This window comes from Calothrix sp. NIES-2100, from assembly GCF_963875285.1.
Lineage (GTDB): Bacteria > Cyanobacteriota > Cyanobacteriia > Cyanobacteriales > Nostocaceae > Aulosira.
On sequence record NZ_CAWNLA010000001.1, the window covers coordinates 5,949,402 to 5,971,166 of the forward strand.

Below are 21,765 nucleotides of genomic sequence, written 5' to 3' on the forward strand. Positions count from 1 at the left end.
GCTGGAAGTAATTAATTATGGAGATCATCATCAACAAAATCCAAGTAACTGCAATCAGCACAGCGGAAGGCGATACTGCTCCAGCAGTACATGAAGAAGTTACTGTAGTGGAACTAGATGGCGATGTCGATGGCAAAACTGCACCAGAAATTCAAGCTGAAGTTTTACCTTTGGTTGCACCAAAGAGTAAATTGCTGCTGGATTTAACCAAAGTTCCTTATATGTCCAGTGCAGGGTTACGCACATTGCTCTTGCTACATCGGAAGTTTACTGAGCAAGATGGACAGATGGTACTGGTAGGAGTTGCACCTGAGATTCAAGATACGATGTCGATTACTGGGTTTATTAACTTCTTCAGTATTAGCGACACCATAGAATCTGGCTTAGAAGCTCTCAATGTAAAGGTTCATCCTCTACCTGCTTAATCAAGACAGAGGACTGACGCAAACAGGAACGGACGCGGGGATATAGAAAAATTTTTGGATGAATTTTCCCCGTGTCCCTGTGTCACCTCGTCGGCTTATCTTAGTGCCATTCCACTCACTACCAAAGAACAATGGAGCGCATCGACGTTAATCCCACCCATACCTACGGCGATTTTAAGCTACGTCGGGGTAAACCTTTCCCTTTTGGAGCCACACTTGTTCCAGGCGGGGTAAACTTTTCCATCTTTTCCAGTCACGCCACATCCTGTTCTTTAGTGCTGTTTAAGAAACATCAGCCCGAACCGTTAGCAGAAATTCCTGTTCCGGAAGAGTTTCGGATTGGGAATGTTTTTTGCATGGTGGTGTTTGACTTGGATTACGAAGAAATCGAATATGGCTATCGCATGGATGGCCCCTTCGATCCCAAGGCCGGCCACTGGTTTGACAAGAGCAAAATTCTCTTAGACCCCTATGCCAAAATCATTGGCGGCCGGGATGTTTGGGGAGTCACACCAGATTGGAGTGATATCTACCATCATCGCGCCCGCATTGCCTTCGATGACTTTGACTGGGAATCGGAGCGGCCTCTGGAACTTCCTCCAGAAGACTTGATTATTTACGAAATGCATGTCCGCAGCTTTACCCGCCATCCTTCCTCTGGAACCAAGCATCCGGGAACCTTTGCGGCGATTCGGGAGAAAATCCCATATTTGAAAGAGTTGGGTGTAAACTGCATCGAACTCATGCCTGTATATGAGTTTGATGAGTTTGAAAATTCTCGTCCCAATCCCCAAACAGGTGAAACGTTACTCAACTACTGGGGATACAGTACCGTTGGTTTCTTTGCACCCAAGGCAGGATATGCAGCCACAGGTAAGTTTGGGATGCAGGTCGATGAGTTGAAGGCATTGGTGAAAGACCTCCATGCTAATGGAATTGAAGTCATTTTAGATGTGGTCTTCAACCATACCGCTGAAGGTAATGAGAACGGCCCAGTGATTTCCTTCCGGGGTATTGACAATAAGACATATTATATGTTGACCCCAGAGGGTTACTATTACAACTTTAGTGGTTGTGGTAACACCCTCAATTGTAATAATCCGATTGTGCGCAATATTGTACTCGACTGTCTGCGTTACTGGGCATCAGAGTATCACATCGACGGCTTCCGCTTTGACTTGGCATCAATTCTCGGACGTGACCCTTGGGGCGCACCCCTAGCAAATCCGCCTTTGTTGGAAACATTGGCTTTTGACCCGATTCTGGCTAGATGTAAATTGATTGCCGAAGCTTGGGATGCTGGCGGTTTGTACCAAGTAGGCTCTTTCCCAGCTTTTGGTCGCTGGGCGGAGTGGAATGGTAAGTACCGCGATGGCATTCGCAAGTTCCTCAAAGGCGAGGGGCGAGTCGGAGATATGGCGCAACGGCTACAAGGTTCACCAGATCTGTATGCTTGGGCAGGACGCGCCCCAGCAACTTCGATTAATTTCATCACCGCCCATGATGGTTTTACCCTAGCTGACTTAGTTTCCTATAACGGCAAGCATAATGAAGCTAACGGGGAAAACAATAACGACGGTACCAATGACAACGATAGTTGGAACTGTGGCGCAGAAGGCTGGACAGACGATCCAGGGATTAATGCCTTGCGTCAACGGCAGATGAAAAATGCGATCGCCATGTTGCTAGTCAGCCAAGGCGTACCCATGATTCTCATGGGCGATGAAGTCGGACGCTCTCAAAACGGTAACAACAACACCTACTGTCACGATAACGAGCTGAACTGGTTGAATTGGGATCTTTTAGAATCAAACGCCGACCTATTCAACTTTGCCAAACACTGCGTCGCTTTCCGCAAAGCTCACCCTGTACTTAGAAACAAATGGCACTTTCAAAATCGCGACTACGTAGGTAGTGGCTATGCTGATATTACCTGGCATGGGACTAAAGCTTGGAATGCAGACTGGTCAGACTCTAGCCGTACCCTAGCCTTTATGCTTTGTGGTAAACATGCTAAAGGTGGCACCCTCAACGATAACTATATTTACGTTGCTATGAACATGCACTGGGAAGCTCAGTGGTTTGAAATTCCCCAACCACCAGCGGGTATGAAGTGGCATGTGTTCGCGAATACTGGTGCTAACGGAGCAGAAGCTAGTTGGGAACCTGGTAAGGAACCTGAACTAGGAAATCAACAGGGAATTTTACTAGGCGATCGCTCAGTAGTTATTCTCGTAGGCAAATAAATCTTTGTGTTTCGTCACCTACAAATGGCGAAAGACCAATCAAAAACCAAAACCTCAACAAAACGGAGAAGAAAATTATGGCTTTTAGTGCAACTCTCGAAGTGATAGGCGATACCGCTAAAATTACCTTAACTGGCGAACTAGATGCCAGTTCCGCCCCCATTTTTCGCGTAGAAGTGGAAAATGCTGCCAAAGCCGGAGTTAAGCGTCTGGTGTTGTTGATCCAAGGACTGGACTATATCGCCAGTGCTGGATTGCGCGTCCTGATTTTCGCTAAACAGAAGATGGGCGCTGATGCTGATATTTATGTAGTCGGTGGACAAGAACAGGTTATAGACACCCTGCAAAAAACTGGTTTCGACCAAAGCGTGATCGTACAGGATACCTACGAAGTTGCCTAAATATTAGCAATCGAGAATTAGGAATAAATTTCAAGTATAAAGGCTAAACAATTTTAGCCTTTAGCTTTTCCTATATGCAGAGCCAGAAAATTTAGTATAATGGGAAACATCTTTATTTTCCTTACTTAAAAATCCTCACCGCCAAGGTGACTCTTGGGAAGCGCAGAACGGCTCCTATTATCTACCGCTATAAAAAATGTATGGATACCCATAAACCATTGAGAGAAGATCAATATTACGAAGAATTGGAGTCGTTGCGCCAAGAAGTCGCAGCACTAAGAACAGCACAAGCTGCTTTTGAGGCTCAAAGAGAACTACTAGCAAAAGTAGTGGCAATGGCACGTTCTCCTGAACAGGAGGAAATGCTAAAAATTACCTTAGAGGAAGCATTACAAGTCTGTTGCAAACTCACCGGGGCAGAAACAGGCAGTTTATTTTTGCTTGATAGCGAGGGAGTCGTTACTGATAGTATTCTTACCCAAAAAACTACAGCACAAGATACTCGCTCTCGGTTAATTGGTAGTGTTTTAGACAAAGGTCTAGCTGGTTGGGTGAACCGTCACCGGGAAATTGGATTGATTAGCGATACGATTGAAGACGATCGCTGGTTACAACTGCCTAATCAGCCTTACACTGTGCGTTCAGCATTAGCTGTGCCGATTCTCAAAGACGAAAGCTTGCTAGGCATCCTGACTCTACTACATTGCCAGCCTAATCGCTTTAGCTGGGACATAGCAAACTTAATGCAAAAAACCGCTAATGAAATCGCCTTAGTCCTAGAAAATGCGGAATTATATGCCAAATTAGATGAATCTTACCACTTTTTGGATCAAGCCAAACAAGAGATCGAAGCTTATTCCAAAGCACTTGACTATGAATTAGAAAAGGGTAGACAGATTCAGCGAGATTTTCTGCCAGAAGATTTACCACAACTTGCTGATTGGGAAATCGCGGCTTGCTTTTATCCCGCACGCCAAGTAGCAGGCGATTTCTATGACTCTTTCATGCTTCCTGGGGGGTATGTAGGGCTAGTAATTGCAGATGTGTGCGACAAGGGTGTAGGCGCAGCACTATTTATGGCTTTATTCCGCAGTCTGATTCGGGTTTTCTCTGGACAGACTAATTTGTGTAGTGTCACGATTCTAGGTGATGAGGAGGTATTAAATGGTTTGACAGATCTGCATGGAACCAGTAACCTGGAGCAAGCTGAAGCTCTCAAAGCTGTAGCACTGATCAATAACTATATTGCTCAGCAGCACGCTCAGATGAGCATGTTTGCGACGCTTTTCTTTGGAGTCTTAGATCCGAAGACGGGCATAGTCAGCTACGTCAATGGTGGACACGAACCATTGTTTGTCATTGATTCTCAAGGAGTGAAGGCAACTCTCAAACCTACCGGTCCAGCAGTAGGAATGATGCCTCATATGAAATTCAAGGTTCAGCAGGTGCAACTTGCTCCTGGAGACATCTTGATTGGTTATACAGATGGTGTCACAGAAGCCCGTGCGCCAGATAGCAAGTTGTTCACTAGTGAGAAGCTTGTCTCCCTGTTTCAACCGCCGCCAGCTTCAGCTAGCCAACTTTTAGAGTGGATCAAGACTAACTTGTTTGCCTACATGGATAACGCTCCTCAATTTGATGATATTACCATGCTGGCTGTGCAGCGATTGGAGAATAGTCAATGAAGGAGAAATTAAATAATTTCTCTTACTTAATTTAGTAAAAATTATTACTCGTATCAATGAGATAGTTTATGGAACCTTTAACGGTCGATGGGACGCTCGACTCTTTGAGCGATATTGCCAAATACGTCATGGCAGCAGCAGCAGCAGCAGACTTAGACAAAAAGACTTCTTATAGACTCCGGCTGGCAGTAGACGAAATTGCTACTAATATCATAGTACATGGTTATGAAGAAGCTGGCCGGGAGGGTACGGTAGTTTGTCAAACTACACTGACAGACGATTCTTTAACAATTACCCTGGAAGACACAGGCGAATTCTACGACCCCACAAAGCAAGCCTTTCCAGACGATATGGATTTGCCTATGGAGCAGCGTAAGATTGGGGGACTAGGTGTTTACCTAACTATTCAAGGTGTTGACAAGTTTACTTATGAAAGAGCAAACAACAAGAATCGCAATATATTTGTTGTGAATCGAATTCCTTCTACGGCTACTGGAACTGTACCAAGTTCCACTGCTAAATAATGCGAATAAAAAATATCCCATCGCTCTTTTTGCGCTGACATCTCATACCGGGACGCGATCGCTTGATAACTATTTTATCTTGCTAAACTCGCATAAAGCATTGCCATACCCTGCGGTTCATGGCTGTACTTCCCGCTGTGCAAAGGATGATATGTCTCGTTATACAAACACAGAGCATTGGGATTTTTTCTGACAAACTGCATCATCTGTCGATGTGGTTCACCTCGGAAGAACTGTTTCAAGTCATGTTCTGAGTGCCAGTAACTCAGCATAATCACTTCGTTGGCTCCACAAATACCAGCCTTCACTTGCACACAGCCTGGGGCCTTGGTAGTTGCGTTCTTGATCCGATTGAGATTTTTCCACATCCAGAAAAATCCCAAACGATTGCGTGCTAAAAAGCCGTTAACAAAAACAACCGCCTGCGGATGTTCCGGTAGATCAATTTGGTAAACGGAATACATCATTGCATTTGTCCTCTTAAGACTGCTTTGTGATGTTGCTCTCTTTGAGCTACATACTCAACAATAGTATTATTCAATTAATTGAATATAAAATTTATTGTATATTCAATTAATTGAATATGTCAACTCATAGCCCATGTCTCTTACCTATGCCATTGTGTCGGTTTTGGTCAGCGCCCCCAGTAGCGGTTATGACCTGGCCAAGCGATTCAACCCTTCCGTAGAAGGGTCAGTTGGTTTTTTCTGGAGCGCCAGTTTTCAACAGATTTACCGAGAACTCAACCGCTTAGAAGAAAAAGAATGGTTACAAGCCGAAGCTGTGCAACAAGAGAATCGACCCGACAAACGAATTTATGCGGTGACAGCATTGGGTAAACAGCAGTTGTGTCAGTGGATTGCTGAGCCAGAGGAAATGGCACCAATCAAAGATGATTTAATTGTGAAACTCTATGCTGGTCATCTGGTTTCGTCCAAGATGCTGGTAGCAAAACTAGAAACCCATCGTCAGCAACATCAGCAGCGATTAGCGATTTATCAAGAAATTCAAAGCCAATACTTCCACAATCCGCAAGCATTGTCTGAAACCTTAAAGTTTCAGTACATGACCTTGTTGCGGGGAATTCACTATGAAACAGGCTGGTTGGCTTGGTGTGGCGAGATCATGCCGTTGCTGAATTGACTGAAGAAAGGCAGAGGGGGACTGGGGAACAAGGAGGACAACTGACCAATGACTAATAACCAGAAATTCAGCCAAAAGCGATCGCCCAGCTTTTTACCCCCTCCTAACAGAAATAGATATGATAGAAAAGTAGATAAAACTTAAAAAATATTCACCAAATGCTGATTCACTCCTCTGGCTTGTCCAAGGTCAAAGACTCAGTAAAAGCAAAAATTTTCTTCGGTCATGAACCAAGTGCCGAGTTAATCGCCATTCTTACCGTCTACTTTGTCCAAGGTATCTTAGGGTTGGCGCGTTTAGCTGTCAGCTTTTTCCTGAAAGATGAACTGCTGCTGAGTCCGACTCAGGTATCGGCGCTATTGGGTGTAGTCGCCTTACCTTGGATTATCAAGCCAGTATTTGGCTTTATCTCTGATGGCTTGCCCATATTTGGCTATCGCCGACGACCATATCTAATTTTATCGGGAATATTGGGGACAATTTCCTGGGTGAGTCTGGCAACAATAGTTCATACTACCTGGGCAGCGACCTTAGCGATCGCCTTAAGCTCACTCTCGGTTGCAGTTAGTGATGTGATCGTTGACTCTTTAGTAGTTGAACGCGCTAGACGAGAATCCCAAGCAGATGCAGGTTCACTACAATCTATTTGCTGGGGTGCTTCCGCAGTTGGTGGTTTACTGACAGCTTATTTAAGCGGTTGGCTCCTAGAACATTTCTCTACACACACTGTATTTGGGATTACCGCCATATTTCCGCTGTTAGTTTCATCTGTAGCTTGGTTAATTGCCGAGTCTCCTGTTAATCAAAATCCTCAAAATCCCGAGCAAAACCACGTTTTCAGCATCAAGCATCAACTGGGACAACTGCGTAAAGCCATTACCCAGAAAGCAATCTGGCTACCAACAGCATTTATCTTCATTTGGCAAGCTACCCCAACTGCTGACGCAGCGTTTTTCTTTTTCACTACCAATGAATTGCACTTTGCACCAGAATTTTTGGGACGGGTACGCTTAGTAACAAATATTGCTTCTTTAGTTGGCATTTGGATTTTCCAACGGTTCCTTAAAACCCTACCTTTTCGGATTATCTTTGGTTGGAGTACATTTATTTCCGCAGCTTTAGGAATGACGATGCTGCTATTAGTCACTCACACCAACCGGGCTTTAGGTATAGATGACCACTGGTTTAGTTTGGGTGACAGCCTGATTCTCACCGTCATGGGTCAAATTGCCTTTATGCCAGTATTGGTATTAGCAGCCAGAATTTCCCCTCCAGGAGTCGAAGCGACATTCTTTGCTTTATTAATGTCGGTAAATAACCTAGCAGGAATGGTTTCCTATGAATTTGGGGCAATTATGATGCATTGGTTGGGAATCACCGAAACTAACTTTGAAATGCTGTGGCTACTAGTGGTAATTACTAACCTCAGCACACTTTTACCATTGCCATTTCTTAGCTGGCTACCAGCCGCAGAAGCGCAAAATCAGATTTCATCATTGCAACCAGTCCCAACAAATGAGAAATTTGTGCCTGAGTCGATATCTGAAGTAGAAGCTACAAAAACCCAAATTCAAAGTCGTTAATAAACAATTATTTTGCCCAAAGACAAGGAAATTTCATTGATTTCGTAGTAATTACTAAAGTGCTTTCTTTTCAAAGGGCTGAAGCTCTTACTACATCGATATTTCCTTGATGTCTTTGCGCAAGATAACAAGAGGATATATTAGGATATGCAAAGTTCAAAAATTTCAGAAAGCGCAATTTTAGAAACATCTTACAATCGTATTGATTGGCAGGGAGGATATGAATCTCTATATCAAGAATTTGATTATTGGATTGATGATATAGAAGGACAAATTCCCGGAGAACTGCAAGGTACATTATTTAGAAATGGCCCTGGTTTATTAGATATTAATGGTCAACGTATTCATCACCCCTTTGATGGCGATGGGATGATTAGCCGCATTAGCTTTGTCAATGGTCGTGCCCATTTCCGCAATCGCTATGTGCGTACTGAAGACTATATTGCAGAACAAAAAGCCGGAAAAATTCTTTATCGCGGTGTGTTTGGTACGCAAAAACCTGGTGGTTGGTTAGCTAATATTTTCGACTTCAAATTTAAAACTCTTGCTAATACCAATGTCATCTATTGGGGTAGTAAATTGTTGGCACTTTGGGAAGCTGCTGAACCCCACCGCCTAGACCCACATACCTTAGAAACCTTGGGAAGGGAATATTTTAATGGTGTGTTGTCAACAGGTGAGGCTTTTAGTGCCCATCCTCGGTTAGACCCTAGTTGTCAACAAGATAATGGCGCACCTTGCTTGGTTAACTTTTCCATTCAGCCAGGATTGTCTACTAAAATTACCATTTTTGAACTAAATCCAGCAGGTGAAATTATCAGAAAACACGCCTATAGTGTGCCTGGTTTCTGTTTTATTCATGACTTTGTCATTACTGCTAATTACTGCATCTTTTTTCAAAATCCTGTCAGTTTCAATCCCCTACCTATGGCTTTGGGAATCCGGGCGGCTGGGGAATGTATTAAATTTAATCCGCATCAACCAACGCGGGTTATTGTTATTCCTCGTAACCCCCGTGGGAAAGAAGATATCAAAATCTTAGAAACTCAATCAGGTTTTGTCTTTCATCACGTCAATGCTTTTGAAGTGGGGGATAAAATTGTCATTGACTCTATATGCTACGATGCCTTAGCAGAAGTGGAACCCCAAAGCGATTTTCGCCAAGTGAATTTTGAGGCGAATGCACCAGGACAACTCTGGAGGTTTAAGCTGCAACTCCAAAATGGGACGGTGGAACGCAAGTTACTTGAAAGCCGTTGTTGTGAGTTTCCTTCTATCAATCCGGCTAACGTCGGACACCAATATCGTTATCTATATATAGGTGCAGCTCATGCAGAGACCGGTAATGCTCCCTTGCAAGCAATTTTGAAAATTGATTTAGATTCGGGAGAAAAACAACTTTGGAGTGCAGCACCCCGTGGGTTTATGGGTGAGCCAATTTTCGTTCCTCGTCCTGGTTCGGAAAGGGAAGATGACGGCTGGTTGCTGGCTTTGGTCTATGATGCAGCTCATCATCGCTCAGATGTGGTAATTTTGGATGCTAGAGATTTAAATAAAGGTGCGATCGCACGTTTGCATCTTAAGCATCATATTCCCTACGGTCTGCATGGAAGTTTCACTTCTGAAGTGTTTGTATAGGCTTAATTCAAATAGCACTATATACTTTTTCTTCTGTCTTCAGAGAGCGAAAACTTACCTTGAAACCATCACGCGGTTTAGGTGTGGGAACCATTACCAAATCTAGATTTTGTTCTGCTAGTGGTTCCCAATTATACCCACGAATTAAAAGTGCGGCGAATAGCTTCATTTCCAGTTTGGCAAACTCCTTACCCAGGCATTCCCGCACTCCCCCACCAAATGGCACATAGCTAAATGGTTTTGCTTTATCCTCTGCCTGTTCTGGTGCAAATCGCTGTGGATTAAATTCTTGTACTTCAGTATAAATACTAGTATCTTGATGTGTTTTTCCAATTTGGTAGAGAACCGACCAGCCTTGAGGAATACGCCAGCCATTAAACTCACATGATTGAATCACTTGGCGGAAACCTCCACCGACTGGGGGAATAACTCGTAGTACTTCCTTGAGTACTTGGTCTAGATAGTGCATCTGTTGTAGATGCGCCATCGTTAGCGGTTCCTCAAGAGCCAATTGCTGTTGTTCTGCACGGGCTTGGGCTAAAACTGCTGGATTCTGGGCTAATAACAAACATAGAGAAGCGATCGCAGAAGTCAATGTCTCATGGCCAGCAAATAATAATAGTAGCACTTGGTCTTTAAGCTCTGGCAAGCTCAAGCTATTACCTTCTTCATCCCGTGCTTGCAAAAGCAGTCCCAAAGCATCTTCAGAGGAATCAGGTTGTTGTTGACGTTGAAGAATGATTTCTTCAATTTTCAGTAGTAGCTGCTGACGACAACGCAACGCCCGACCAAACTTAGTCCAGGGTAACCTTACAGGAATAGTAAATAAACCCCCGCACCATTCCTCAAACAACTCAGCAAAATGGCTATCAGCCGCTGCATCTGTGCCAATCAGCAATTTACAGGCAACATCAAAAGTATACTTTCTTAATTCCGGATACCAGGTCAATTGACCCATATCTTCCCATTTATGCAAATAAGCCTGGGTTATTTCCTCCATTTTGCCCACATATCCCGCCAGCGCCCTAGGTTGAAAGGCTTGTGATAGTAGCTTACGCCGCTTCTGATGTGTACCACCCGTCTGTACTGCAAGGGATGCGGGGCCTAGTAAAGTTCTAGTGCTATCCGGCCAGCTGATTGAAAAATATTGGTTTTCGTTAGTTAATAAAAAACGATTAGCATCAGCTCCGATCATTATTACTGTGGGACTGCCAAACAGATGAGTTTTGAAGATTGATCCATATCTTTGATACCGCTTATCAGTAAAGTCTGGATCGCGTAAAAAACTAATTGTTTCGCCAATTAATGGTAAACCGAAGTTGCCAGGAGGTAAAGGAAGAGGATGTTTAACCTCAGTAACAGTGGTTTTCATGCATTAAACCTTACAGATTGAAAGCAGCTTTTTGATCCTAAAGCATTTGCCAAAATTCTGAATTCTTCTAGAGTAGGCTATGCCCTACTAGCCCTTTCAAGGTGGATAAAAATTCTCGTGCAATTCTTCTGTAATCTCTTATCTCTGTGTTATCTGAGCCTAATCAGGTTAGATAAATTCCTTTTGAACCGCACAGAACGCTCCAGAACGCACACAGAAGAAGAAATTTTACTTTTTCAGGGCAATGCTTTGTTCTATCGGAGACGCTAGACGTAGTTTGCTTAAGCGTAGGTGTAAGACGATCGCATCCACAACAAAAGCTGGAAAATTCTTCTTACCTAGCCTACATGCATAAAACTCAAATAAAATTGTAACAAAAACTACAAAAAACCTAACTTTCTTTTAAAAAAAGGATAAGCTAGCCATATATATATTTCCGGTTCGTAAAGATACCGCGATTAGGAGAAAATTTTATGGTTGCAACACCTGTACTGCCGCTGGAACCTGCCACTCCAGCGCATATTTGTCCATTCGATCAAGCTTGTAGCTACCTAGAAGCGGCAGCTAAAGAATTAAAATTAGATCAAGGAATTTTAGAAATTCTCAGCCACCCACGGAAAGTTGTTACAGTTTCCATTCCGGTAAGACTGGATAATGGAGAAATACGGGTATTTGCCGGACACAGGGTACAACACTCTGATATCTTAGGCCCTTATAAAGGTGGAACTCGTTACCATCCAGCTGTGACACTGCGGGAAGTCTCTGCTTTAGCAATGCTGATGACTTGGAAATGTGCATTGTTGGGAATTCCTTACGGTGGTGCTAAGGGTGGTATTGCTATAGATCCAAAGCATTACAGCGTTAGTGAATTAGAACGGATTACCCGACGTTACACCAGCGAATTAATTAAAGATATCGGCCCATCTGTAGATATTCCCGCACCAGATGTAGGTACTTCCGCCCGTGAGATGGCGTGGATGATGGACACTTATTCAATGAATGTTGGCCATGCTGTACCAGGGGTGGTAACTGGTAAACCAATTTCAATTGGTGGTTCCAGGGGACGGGAAATGGCTACCGGGCGCGGGACGATGATTATTGTCCGGGAAGCTTTGGCGGATCAAGGTAAATCTCTGGTGGGTGTGCGAGTAGCCATTCAGGGTTTTGGTAATGTGGGTATGGCAGCAGCTGAATTGCTACACCAAGAAGGAGCAATTATTATAGCTGTGTCTAACAGTAGTGGCGGTATATATTCGGAAACTGGTTTGGATATTCCCGCTTTAAAAGCCTACGCTGCTAAAAATCACCGCAGTGTTGTTGGTTTCCCGCAAACAGTACCAATTAGCAACGCAGATTTACTCACTTTACCTTGCGATGTCTTAATTCCCGCAGCTTTGGAAAACCAAATCACTGAAGAAAATGTGAATCAGATACAAGCGCATATTGTTGCAGAAGCAGCCAACGGGCCAGTAACTTTAGAAGCCAACCAAGCACTAGAGGCGCGGGGTGTAATAGTGCTACCAGATATTTTGGCGAATGCTGGTGGTGTTGTGGTTAGTTATTTGGAATGGGTACAAGGACTTTCTTATCTGTTCTGGGATGAAGAAAGAGTTAATCGCGAAATGGAACATTTGATGGTGCAAGCTTACCGTCAAGTGATAGAACAATCGAAGAAAAGGCAGATGACAATGCGTTTAGCAGCTTACACCCTAGGCGTGGGTAGAGTTGCGCAAGCATTGAGCGATCGCGGTCTTTATCCTTAATTGTCATTTGTCATTGGTCATTGGTCATTTGCGATCGCCAAATAACTGGTAACTTAGGTTACTAATCTAATTTTAGAGGTGGATGATTTATCTGCCTCTTTTTTTTGGCGATCGCTAAATTAGTTACCAATCACCTGATTAATATCATGTCCGCCAAATTACTTACGATATGTCATTGCGAGCGCAACGAAGTGAAGCGTAGACGCGGAGCGGCTTCTCGTTCGCGTAGCGTCTCGTAGAGAAGAGTAGCAATCACAAGGATTATGCGATTGCTTCACTTCGTTCGCAATTGCTTTGTGTTTAACCGGACATGATATAAATTATTTTTTGCTTACATTGTAGAAGAGAGATTTATCAGAGAGGTTTTCCAGATACCGTGAAAAGTCAGATTTATAACCAAATAGTAATTAATTATTCTCAGTCAGACAGAAGTCAAAAAGTGAGAAAATAGATCAGGTTTTTTATTGAATTTTATGATGTGGCTAGTTGCGCTTTTTATCTGTTTTGGTTGGATGCTATCTTTATGTTTACATGAGTTTGGTCATGCAATAGTCGCATATTGGGGTGGAGATACTTCTGTCAAAGATAAGGGATATTTGACCTTAAATCCACTCAAATATTCTGACCAAAATTTGAGTCTGGTGATGCCAATATTTTTTCTTTTAATTGGTGGTATTGCTCTACCTGGAGGTGCAGTTTACATCAACCATAATCGATTGCGCAATCGTTTCTGGCAAAGTGCTGTTTCAGCAGCAGGCCCAATCGCTGATATAATTCTAGCTTGTTTACTATCACTACTTTTAATCTCGGCTGGAGATTACGTATATATAGTAAATCGAGATTCAAGTTTCTTCTATTTGATAGCTGCATTAGCTTATGTAATTTCTCTGAATATCTATGTGGTATTGATTAATTTATTACCGATTCCTGGTCTGGATGGTTATGGTATTATTGAACCTTGGTTACCACAAGCAATTCAACAGCAATTTAACAAAATTGCTAAATATGGAGTTTGGGTACTAATTGGTTTATTATGGTTTGTCCGACCTTTCAATCTATTTTTATGGAATCTAGCCGATACAATTAGTGATTTTTTGCATATACCGACATATTTAACTCTAGTAGCTAGTGAAATATTTAGAGAATATTCCCGGTATTTAGTTTTCGGATTAGTTTTGCTTTTATGGATATTTAGAGACAAAAATAAACTATTGCAAAAGCAAGCTGCTCAACTAATTGATGCCAAAAAATATGAGCAAGCGATCGCCTGTTATGATAAAATTATCAAAAATCAACCAAAAAATGCTGACGCATGGTACGGACGAGGCTATGCGCTGAATTATTTGCACAAACATGAAGAAGCGATCGCAGCTTACGATCAAACTATTCAAATCCAACCAGATAACAATGACGCTTGGTATTTGCGTGGTTATTCACTCTATTCATTGCAGAGATACATAGAGGCGCTGGCTGCTTACGACAAAGCACTAGAAATCAAATTCGATCAACCAGAAATTTGGTTTGATAAAGGAATGGTTCTCCAAGATTTAGAACGTTATGAAGAAGCGATCGCTGCTTACGATCGAGTTATTCAACTCAATGCAAATCATACCAAAGCTTGGAATTACAAAGGTATCTCTTTGATGAATTTACAACAATATGAAGAGGCTTTGGCTATTTACGAGCAAGCAATTATCATCAACCCTGAAGACCCTTATTACTGGTACAATCAAGCCTGTTGTTATGCATTGCAAAACAATGTCATTCTGGCAACAGAAAAACTACAACAAGCAATCAAACTCGATCCCGAAAACATCCGCCAACTTGTCAAAACAGACCATGATTTTGACGGAATTCGAGAACATGAACTTTTTCAAAGCTTAGTCATAGATTAGCTCCCCTAGATCCCCTCTTAAAGAAGTCGGGGATCTGAACAACGCTGACGCACTGAACCCTGAAACCCAGATCCCCCCTAACCCCCCTGGAACTCTTAAGCCCCCTTGGGAAGCAGGGCTGTTTCATTCCCTAAAAGATGTAAAATGACAAGCGTCGAGGGGATGAAAATAATGGGTGCTTCTCTGATTGAACAACTACGGCAAGTAAAAGATTTTCGAGTCAAAGATGGGCAAAGACATCAACTGTGGATGGTATTGCTGTTTGTGATTATGGGAACAATGAGCGGGTACGTAGGCTATCGTGCATGGGGGGACTTTGTCAAACGCCATCGTCGTGTATTGATTGATCAATTCGGAATTCAAAAACATGGTGTGCCCTCCTACTCGACGATGGGCGCGAATATTAATAGGAGTAGACTTTGATATTCTGTCCAAAATCTTCAATCAGTGGGCGCAGAATTACGTTCAAGTGGATACATCTGAGTGGTTTGGAATTGATGGTAAAAGTATCAAAGGAACTGTACAAGCCCAAGCCCAAAGATTTATTTCTCATGATATTGACAAACTCTTATCCCTTGTGGGATGAAACAGCCCTGCCTTAATAAGGGGGAACCAGAAAACATTTATCAAAGTCCCCCGAGGATCGGGAGATAATGGGGGATCAGGATATGTGCAACTTCACATTAAATTGGTATAACGTATTCTCAATCGCCACCGTTCAGTATAAATTAGGAGTTTAATTCTGGCGATCGCACTTTCCCCATGTTCAGCAAGAATGCGATCGCTTTCAAAGGGCGATAATAGTTGATAGCCCAGTTAAAAGACTAACTTACGCATAAAGCGTAGTAGGTAAACAATATAATCTATCTTTTGCTGATTGTCGGATGCAGTTTTAATTTCCTGTAATATTTTCTGCATTTCTGTGAGATTTGCTGGATTAATATTAATGATAGTTTTGCGAAAAATTGCCGCTCTGATGCTATTAAGAGTATCCTGACATTCTCGTGCTGCTTGACGCAATTTGTTTACTTGTTCCCAAAGTTTCTCTTCTTGTGCATTTACTAGGGCAAACTGAATTTGAGGGAGAAGATTCTGTAAATCTTCCTCTGTCTTATTCAGTTGTGGTAAATCTATTTGATGATTATTAACTGATTGTAAACGCGAAACAATTTCTTGTAATTTGTCTAAAATCTGATCATTATCAGATATATCAAAATTATCTTGCTCTCTATCACTCATATTTAATCAATCTTTATATTTGACATAGTTGCGATTCTGTTTGTTGTGGGTTGCTTTCTTTTAAAGATATTTCTCTCATGAAAATTTTTAAAGTTTTATCTTGATTAAGTGCCTGTTCTAAGCTTTTAATTTTCCCAATAGTTGAATTATAATCTTTTCCCGTTAAATTAGCAGCTACTCCCAAAATTTTAATAACTCTATTAGCAATAACTTCAAAACTTAGATTAGGGTATTCATCAATAAGTTGTGAGAGTTTTCTCCCAGTGTCGGCTACTAGTAAAAGCTTAGAGATAGATTCATTGATAATTTGTTTTTCATTAGCATTAACTTTCAGCCATTCATCTATTTGTTCAGCAACTTGACTCCTAATCTCTGCTGGTGGTAGTGCTGGAGATAGATTAGGATTATTATACTGCCTACGAAGCTGCTGTAGCTTTAAAGCTATAAGCACCCGTTGCGGATTGTTTGGTTTTGGTGGTTTTTCCTGAATTTGTTTAGCTAATAATAGCATCCTGACTGTTAAACATCGTGCAGGTACAGCAGTTTGAGAAACTATTTTGGTACTTCCGTAGTTAATGTCTTCTAAATTATTGAAAATTTCTACAGCAGTTTCATATTCTGCTTGCAAAGCATTGAGTTCTCGATCAAAATCTGATGGCTGGTTATTTGATTGATTTTCTCCGGTAATAATTTTATCTAATACCAGAGGATCGCCGTAATTAATACGGCGATCTGTGAGTAATTGATCAATTACAAAATCACGCGATATTTGAGGATCTATAGGTATATCATTAAGTTGATAAATTTGCTTCACTGAGGTGATGGCATCAACAGCTTGATCACGAAACTTTTCAGCAGTTACTCGCAGCATTGCTCTTTTTTCAGTTGTGCAACCGCTGAGAGTGATGCTAATAGTAAAAGCTATGAGCAAAAATTTACCTGGACATCTTAGTTGGCGAGCAAAGACTCTCATATTTATCAAATAAAGGGAACGGTAAAAAGCTCAAAACATTTCTCTATCTCGTTTCCAGCTTAGAGATGGAAATGCGTATTCCGAGGCAGAGCCTGATGATTTTCGCTCCCACGCAGAGCATGGGAGCTAGATGGAATCGGGGTTTCACGTTAAGTTGACACCAATGGGCATTGTTGCCGACTAACGTATTTGTATCATAATAAAGTTAAACGGTATAAGTCTTGTGTATTATGCTTTTCGTGAATCGCTATGAGTCAAAAATCTTTCAGTAATTACGAATTGTGAATTACTAATCTGCTATCAAGGGAATTTCCCCGACAATCTGCTGCGGTGCTATCGCCATAATTGTTAGTAAGCTGTGAAAGTTCTCACTCATGCGGGCGATGGTTTGACGCTGAAATAAATCGCTGTTGTATTCCCAGGTGGCTTTGAGTCCGGTTGTTGTTTCGACGATTGATAATGTTAAATCAAATTTCGCTGCTGTTGATTCTGTATTCATGGGAGTGACAGTCAGCCCAGGTAGTTCCCACTTGCTCGGCGCAGGTTCTAAATTGAAGAGGACTTGCACTAATGGACTCTGCTTGAGTGACTGGGATGGAAGCAAAGTTTTCACCAGTTGTTCAAAGGGAACATCTTGATGGGTTTGGGCTGCTAAGACAACTTCCTTGACGTGAGTTAGCAGTTCATTAAAACTGAGATTTTCTTGAATATTTATCCGCAACACCAGAATATTGGCAAACAAGCCAATGAGGTATTTAGTATTCTGGTGGCGATTGGCGATCGCAGAACCAATTAAAATATCTTGGCGATCGCTGTAGCGATATAGTAAAGTGACAAATGCTGTAAGTAAGATCATAAACATTGTCACTCCTGATGCTTGACTCAGGGTTTTTAATTCCTGCTTTAGTTGCGGATTAATCTCCGACTGCAAGCTGCTACCCTTGAATTTATGCAGCAATTGTCGCGGTTTGTCTGTAGGTAGTTGCAGCAATGGTTTAACACCTGCTAACTGCCGATTCCAATAGTTGAGTTGTCGTTGTAATATTGGCGTTGTTAATAACTGCCACTGCCAAAGGGTATAGTCTACGTACTGAATGGGTAACTCTGGTAATGGTGTGCCCATAGCAGACGCACCAGAAGCCTGGGCTGTACAAAAGGCTGGATACAAGCTAGACAATTCTTGCAGCAGAATTTCTATTGACCAAGCATCACAGACAATATGATGTATAGTCAGTACAAATACATATTCTTCTGGAGATAATTGAAACAATCTGGCGCGGATGAGGGAATCAAGAGCTAAGTCAAAGGGAATATGAGTTTCAATTTTGACTAGTTGCTGTACTTCGGTTTCTTTTTCTGGTGAATTCTGCAAGTTGACAATATGTAAGCTAAAAGTCGGATTTGGATGAATCACCTGTACTGTTAAACCTTGGACTACCTGAAAGTTAGTCCGCAAGCTGGCGTGACGTTGGACAATTTCGTGAATGCTGCGTTCTAGGGCATTGATATCCAAATTACCAAAAATCCGCATTGCCAAAGGCATGTTGTAGGTAGCATTTCTGCCGACTAACTGATCGAGTAACCAAAGTCTGGCTTGGGCAAAAGACAGAGGAAACTGTGATTCATTTAGGGAAATCGGCGCGATTTCTGGTAATGTTTGCCCTAAATCTGCTTGGCGGTAGCTAGCAATCAACTTGTCGAGTTCAGCTACTGTCGGCGCTTCAAACAGACAACGCCAAGGTAGTTCTAACTGATAAGCTTGGCGCAAGCGGAAAATCACTTGTGTCGCCAGTAGGGAATGTCCACCTAAAGCAAAGAAATTATCGTGAATACCAATCTCTTCTACACCGAGGATGCTGGCAATTATATCAGCAATCACAGCTTCTGTAGGTGTCCGAGGAGAAACAAACGGACTAACTACAGTTTTAATCTCTTCTCCCTGAATCTGGTAACCCCGAGTTTTCTGTTGCTGGTCAATGCGTCCAATCAACTCAATGTTACCATCTGCTAAATAGCGGGCGCGATCGCCTGTTTTGTACAGGCGGGTTTTTCTTTGAGAACTCAATACATAGGAAATAAAAGCTGCTGCTGTTAACTCTGGATTTTTGAAGTAACCCCTTGCTAGTCCATCGCCAGCAATGTAAATTTCTCCGGGTATGCCCACTGGTAATGGTTGTAAATGGGCATCTAGTAGATAAACTTGGGTATTGGCAATGGGGCGACCGATAGGAATATTAGTATCAATATGAGATATATCTGTGACTTGGTAACAGCAAGTAACCGTTGTATTTTCGGTTGAACTATAAACATTGATCAGCTTTAATTCTGGGGCTGCTTGTCTCAGTTTCTTGACATGGGGAACAGATAATGATTCTGTAACCAATAGTTGTTTTAACTGTTTTAAGTCTGCCAGTTTTTCATCTACCATCAAGTGAAATAATTCTGCCCTCAGCCACAAAATAGTTACTTGATGTTGGCGAATTGCTTGGGCTAACTCGGAAGTGGAAGGTGTCACAGAAGGTATAATGACTAAACGTCCACCATTAAGTAAACTACCCCAAATTTCTAGGGTGGCTCCATCAAAATTCATCGCAGCTAACTGAAGAAAAACTTCTGCTGTGGTGAAGTTGGCATAGTTGTTACCTTTAACTAAATGCACCACACTGCGATGAATAATGCTCACACCTTTGGCTTGACCGCTAGCACCAGATTTATACATGACATAAGCCAAGTTTGTCGATGTAATTAGGGGTGAGGGGTTTTCCTGGCTGTATTGCGCAATCATTTCTGCCTGTGTATCTAGGCAAATTAAATGTGCTTGATGTGCAGGTAAAGTTTTCAGTAAATGACTTTGCGTCAGCAGTACTGATACTGAAGTTTCTTCTAAGCTGGAATCTATCGGCACATAAACACCACCAGCTTTCAGAATCCCCAAAAGGGCGATAATTCTTAACAGCGACGGTTCTACACAAATACCCACCAGCATCTCTATTCCCACACCGAGAGATTGCAAGTAGTGGGCTAGCTGATTAGCTTTTTGATTTAATTGTTGATAAGTAAGTTGTTGGTCTGCAAATACCAAAGCCACTGCATTTGGTGTCAGTTCTACCTGCTGTGCAAATAACTCATGGATGCATATATCTTGAGGATATTCGCTGCGGGTGTTGTTCCACTCAACTAATAATTGATGTTTTTCGCTGGCTGTTAACAGAGGTAATTCCCCAAGCCTTTGTTCTGGGTTGGCGACAATTTCCCCTAGTAAATTTTCGTAATGACTTTGCATCTGGGCGATCGCCCCAGCATCAAACAAGTCTGTACTATATTCCCAAGCAATGTGAAAGCCATTACCTGCTTCCATAATCTTTAAATTAATGTCAAATACTGCTCCCCGTTGAGTTCCCAAATCTGGCAAAATTTCGACTTTTATCGCCTTTTTGTCCGCATTATCCCCAGTCTGACAGCGATATTTATGCCAGGTAAAGCAAGCAGAAACCAAGGGAGAACGACTGCGATCGCGCTCAACTTTTAATTGTTCGACTAACAATGAAAAAGGAGCCTCTTGATGCTTGAGCGCGCCAATTACTATGGGGCGTAACTGAGTCAGCAATTGTCTAAAGGTTGGGTTAAGAGCCAAATAACTCCGTAAGACAGTTGTGTTAGTAAAGTCACCAATAACTTTATCAAATTGTTTTTTCCCGGATCTACCCGCCATTGTAGTTCCTAAAATAATTTCTTCTTGACCCGTATAGCGGTAAACTAGTGCAAAAAAAGCTGCCAGCATAATTATATACAGGGAAGCTCTTTGATTTTTTGCTAGATCCTTGAGGTCTTGAATCAATTGAGCATCTAATTTGAAGACAGCGCTATCCCCTCGATAGGATTGTCTCTTGGGATGAGGGCGATCGCTCGGCAAATTTAAACTCGGTAATTCACCAGCTAGTTGATTATGCCAGTATGTCCAAAGTTTTTCCTGGGCATTTGCTAGCATATCGTTTTGCCAGCGCACGTAGTCTGTATATTGGTATTTAGGGAAAGGGACGCGGATGGGAATTGAAGATTGAGTTTGAATTTCCGCAGCGTACAAAATCTGGAGTTCTTCGAGTAGCAGTTCTAAAGACCACATATCCCCAGCGATGTGGTGCATTAAAATTAATTGAATGTATCCTAGCGTTGTCTTGCTAAATAGTTTTACCCGCAACACTGGGCCAGATTCTAAATCGAAAGGACGATCTGTTTGTTGATAAATTTGCGTTTTTAAATCTTCTTCACTCTCCACAGCAACATCTATTACCTCGATGTCAACTTCTTGATGAGAGTGGATCTGTTGAATTGGTTGACCATTGCGAATGGTATAAGTAGTGCGGAGAATAGTATGGCGATCAACGATTTGTTGCCATGCTCGTCGCCATGCTGCTAAATCTAACTCCGAGTCAATCCGCGCTAGCAGAAAAATATTGTGAGCAACGCTTTCCGGTGCTATTTGGTAAAGAAACCACAAAGCTTGCTGACCATAAGTCAGGGAACAAAAAGATGTGGTATTTTCTAATGCACATTCAGAAGAATTATCAGCTTGCTTGAGGATGGCGATGATTTCTGCTTCTTGCTGTCGCAGTTGAGCTAGCAGGGCAGGAGGGAGAGTTTCATTAGTCTCTCTATAGCGTAGCCTGTTGCCCTCTGTCCAGAGCTTCACGTTCAGACACCGCAGCTCTAACAACAACTCATCAACTGTTTTCATGATGACAACTTTCCTCAGGGGAATCCACAGAATCTATAGCAATCCTATTGAAATTGATAAATTATCGTGCAAAAAGCAATAAGTTGGGAAATTTTCCCAAAAATTGCCTAGGCACACTATAAAAATCAATTATCAGAAAATCG

The 21,765-nt window shown here is 42.1% G+C and carries 17 protein-coding genes; 12 read left to right on the forward strand and 5 right to left on the reverse strand.

Features of this window, described 5'->3' with window-relative positions; all coding sequences use genetic code 11:
* The first annotated feature begins 17 nt into the window (after nucleotides 1–17).
* From AACU32_RS24105 to AACU32_RS24125, 5 genes are all read left to right on the forward strand, one after another.
* Nucleotides 18–425 carry an STAS domain-containing protein gene (locus AACU32_RS24105; RefSeq protein ID WP_096603739.1) on the forward strand — a complete coding sequence of 136 codons (408 nt, stop codon included), beginning with the start codon at nucleotides 18–20 and terminating at the stop codon, nucleotides 423–425.
* 131 nt (nucleotides 426–556) lie between these two features.
* Nucleotides 557–2,671: a glycogen debranching protein GlgX gene (gene glgX / locus AACU32_RS24110; RefSeq protein ID WP_096603740.1), complete on the forward strand. Its 2,115-nt coding sequence runs from the start codon at nucleotides 557–559 to the stop codon at nucleotides 2,669–2,671.
* Between the two features lie 77 nt (nucleotides 2,672–2,748).
* On the forward strand, nucleotides 2,749–3,072 hold the full coding sequence (locus AACU32_RS24115; RefSeq protein ID WP_096603741.1) for an anti-sigma factor antagonist: 324 nt from the start codon (nucleotides 2,749–2,751) through the stop codon (nucleotides 3,070–3,072).
* A gap of 200 nt (nucleotides 3,073–3,272) precedes the next feature.
* A complete protein-coding gene (locus AACU32_RS24120; RefSeq protein ID WP_096603742.1) occupies nucleotides 3,273–4,757 on the forward strand; it encodes a PP2C family protein-serine/threonine phosphatase in 1,485 nt (494 codons plus the stop codon).
* Between the two features lie 68 nt (nucleotides 4,758–4,825).
* Nucleotides 4,826–5,281, forward strand: coding sequence for an ATP-binding protein (locus tag AACU32_RS24125; RefSeq protein WP_096603743.1), 456 nt, complete (start codon nucleotides 4,826–4,828; stop codon nucleotides 5,279–5,281).
* 74 nt (nucleotides 5,282–5,355) lie between these two features.
* Here the strand turns inward: AACU32_RS24125 and AACU32_RS24130 are convergent, their stop codons facing one another.
* Nucleotides 5,356–5,748, reverse strand: a complete 393-nt coding sequence (locus tag AACU32_RS24130; protein ID WP_096603744.1) for a monooxygenase family protein — start codon at nucleotides 5,746–5,748, stop codon at nucleotides 5,356–5,358.
* A gap of 133 nt (nucleotides 5,749–5,881) precedes the next feature.
* Between AACU32_RS24130 and AACU32_RS24135 the strand changes: the two genes are divergently transcribed.
* The 3 genes from AACU32_RS24135 (at nucleotide 5,882) to AACU32_RS24145 (ending at nucleotide 9,645) form a co-directional block, all read left to right on the forward strand.
* Nucleotides 5,882–6,424, forward strand: a complete 543-nt coding sequence (locus tag AACU32_RS24135; RefSeq protein WP_096603745.1) for a PadR family transcriptional regulator — start codon at nucleotides 5,882–5,884, stop codon at nucleotides 6,422–6,424.
* Nucleotides 6,425–6,582: 158 nt separating this feature from the next.
* On the forward strand, nucleotides 6,583–8,007 hold the full coding sequence (locus tag AACU32_RS24140; RefSeq protein WP_096603746.1) for a folate/biopterin family MFS transporter: 1,425 nt from the start codon (nucleotides 6,583–6,585) through the stop codon (nucleotides 8,005–8,007).
* Between the two features lie 147 nt (nucleotides 8,008–8,154).
* Nucleotides 8,155–9,645 (forward strand): carotenoid oxygenase family protein, encoded by a 1,491-nt coding sequence (locus AACU32_RS24145; RefSeq protein WP_096603747.1) that lies wholly within the window; start codon nucleotides 8,155–8,157, stop codon nucleotides 9,643–9,645.
* A gap of 7 nt (nucleotides 9,646–9,652) precedes the next feature.
* Here the strand turns inward: AACU32_RS24145 and AACU32_RS24150 are convergent, their stop codons facing one another.
* Complete coding sequence (locus AACU32_RS24150; RefSeq protein WP_096603748.1) at nucleotides 9,653–11,017, reverse strand: cytochrome P450; 1,365 nt, start codon at nucleotides 11,015–11,017, stop codon at nucleotides 9,653–9,655.
* 473 nt (nucleotides 11,018–11,490) lie between these two features.
* On the opposite strand from AACU32_RS24150, the gene AACU32_RS24155 reads away from it, so the two are divergent.
* The 4 genes from AACU32_RS24155 (at nucleotide 11,491) to AACU32_RS24165 (ending at nucleotide 15,261) form a co-directional block, all read left to right on the forward strand.
* On the forward strand, nucleotides 11,491–12,780 hold the full coding sequence (locus AACU32_RS24155; protein WP_096603749.1) for a Glu/Leu/Phe/Val family dehydrogenase: 1,290 nt from the start codon (nucleotides 11,491–11,493) through the stop codon (nucleotides 12,778–12,780).
* 473 nt (nucleotides 12,781–13,253) lie between these two features.
* Nucleotides 13,254–14,675 (forward strand): tetratricopeptide repeat protein, encoded by a 1,422-nt coding sequence (locus AACU32_RS24160; protein ID WP_096603750.1) that lies wholly within the window; start codon nucleotides 13,254–13,256, stop codon nucleotides 14,673–14,675.
* Nucleotides 14,676–14,924: 249 nt separating this feature from the next.
* Nucleotides 14,925–15,098, forward strand: a complete 174-nt coding sequence (locus tag AACU32_RS40790) for a hypothetical protein (protein ID WP_445223234.1) — start codon at nucleotides 14,925–14,927, stop codon at nucleotides 15,096–15,098.
* Complete coding sequence (locus tag AACU32_RS24165; protein WP_339378225.1) at nucleotides 15,043–15,261, forward strand: hypothetical protein; 219 nt, start codon at nucleotides 15,043–15,045, stop codon at nucleotides 15,259–15,261. The genes AACU32_RS40790 and AACU32_RS24165 overlap by 56 nt, the downstream gene beginning before the upstream one ends.
* Nucleotides 15,262–15,491: 230 nt before the next feature.
* On the opposite strand, the gene AACU32_RS24170 is transcribed toward AACU32_RS24165, so the two are convergent.
* The 3 genes from AACU32_RS24170 to AACU32_RS24180 all read right to left on the reverse strand — a co-directional run bounded on the left by AACU32_RS24170 (nucleotide 15,492) and on the right by AACU32_RS24180 (nucleotide 21,622).
* Nucleotides 15,492–15,914 (reverse strand): hypothetical protein, encoded by a 423-nt coding sequence (locus AACU32_RS24170; protein ID WP_096603752.1) that lies wholly within the window; start codon nucleotides 15,912–15,914, stop codon nucleotides 15,492–15,494.
* 13 nt (nucleotides 15,915–15,927) lie between these two features.
* Nucleotides 15,928–16,887 carry a hypothetical protein gene (locus AACU32_RS24175; protein WP_096603753.1) on the reverse strand — a complete coding sequence of 320 codons (960 nt, stop codon included), beginning with the start codon at nucleotides 16,885–16,887 and terminating at the stop codon, nucleotides 15,928–15,930.
* A 289-nt stretch (nucleotides 16,888–17,176) separates the two neighbouring features.
* Nucleotides 17,177–21,622, reverse strand: coding sequence for a non-ribosomal peptide synthetase (locus AACU32_RS24180; RefSeq protein WP_096603754.1), 4,446 nt, complete (start codon nucleotides 21,620–21,622; stop codon nucleotides 17,177–17,179).
* Between the last annotated feature and the right edge of the window lie 143 nt (nucleotides 21,623–21,765).

Excerpts from the sequence above, each read along its gene's own strand:
- AACU32_RS24105 (WP_096603739.1), top strand. The coding sequence starts at position 18 with ATGGAGATCATCATCAACAAAATCCAAGTAACTGCAATCAGCACAGCG.
- glgX (WP_096603740.1), top strand. The coding sequence starts at position 557 with ATGGAGCGCATCGACGTTAATCCCACCCATACCTACGGCGATTTTAAG.
- AACU32_RS24115 (WP_096603741.1), top strand. The coding sequence starts at position 2,749 with ATGGCTTTTAGTGCAACTCTCGAAGTGATAGGCGATACCGCTAAAATT.
- AACU32_RS24120 (WP_096603742.1), top strand. The coding sequence starts at position 3,273 with ATGGATACCCATAAACCATTGAGAGAAGATCAATATTACGAAGAATTG.
- AACU32_RS24125 (WP_096603743.1), top strand. The coding sequence starts at position 4,826 with ATGGAACCTTTAACGGTCGATGGGACGCTCGACTCTTTGAGCGATATT.
- AACU32_RS24130 (WP_096603744.1), bottom strand. The coding sequence starts at position 5,748 with ATGATGTATTCCGTTTACCAAATTGATCTACCGGAACATCCGCAGGCG.
- AACU32_RS24135 (WP_096603745.1), top strand. The coding sequence starts at position 5,882 with ATGTCTCTTACCTATGCCATTGTGTCGGTTTTGGTCAGCGCCCCCAGT.
- AACU32_RS24140 (WP_096603746.1), top strand. The coding sequence starts at position 6,583 with ATGCTGATTCACTCCTCTGGCTTGTCCAAGGTCAAAGACTCAGTAAAA.
- AACU32_RS24145 (WP_096603747.1), top strand. The coding sequence starts at position 8,155 with ATGCAAAGTTCAAAAATTTCAGAAAGCGCAATTTTAGAAACATCTTAC.
- AACU32_RS24150 (WP_096603748.1), bottom strand. The coding sequence starts at position 11,017 with ATGAAAACCACTGTTACTGAGGTTAAACATCCTCTTCCTTTACCTCCT.
- AACU32_RS24155 (WP_096603749.1), top strand. The coding sequence starts at position 11,491 with ATGGTTGCAACACCTGTACTGCCGCTGGAACCTGCCACTCCAGCGCAT.
- AACU32_RS24160 (WP_096603750.1), top strand. The coding sequence starts at position 13,254 with ATGATGTGGCTAGTTGCGCTTTTTATCTGTTTTGGTTGGATGCTATCT.
- AACU32_RS40790 (WP_445223234.1), top strand. The coding sequence starts at position 14,925 with ATGGTATTGCTGTTTGTGATTATGGGAACAATGAGCGGGTACGTAGGC.
- AACU32_RS24165 (WP_339378225.1), top strand. The coding sequence starts at position 15,043 with ATGGTGTGCCCTCCTACTCGACGATGGGCGCGAATATTAATAGGAGTA.
- AACU32_RS24170 (WP_096603752.1), bottom strand. The coding sequence starts at position 15,914 with ATGAGTGATAGAGAGCAAGATAATTTTGATATATCTGATAATGATCAG.
- AACU32_RS24175 (WP_096603753.1), bottom strand. The coding sequence starts at position 16,887 with ATGAGAGTCTTTGCTCGCCAACTAAGATGTCCAGGTAAATTTTTGCTC.
- AACU32_RS24180 (WP_096603754.1), bottom strand. The coding sequence starts at position 21,622 with ATGAAAACAGTTGATGAGTTGTTGTTAGAGCTGCGGTGTCTGAACGTG.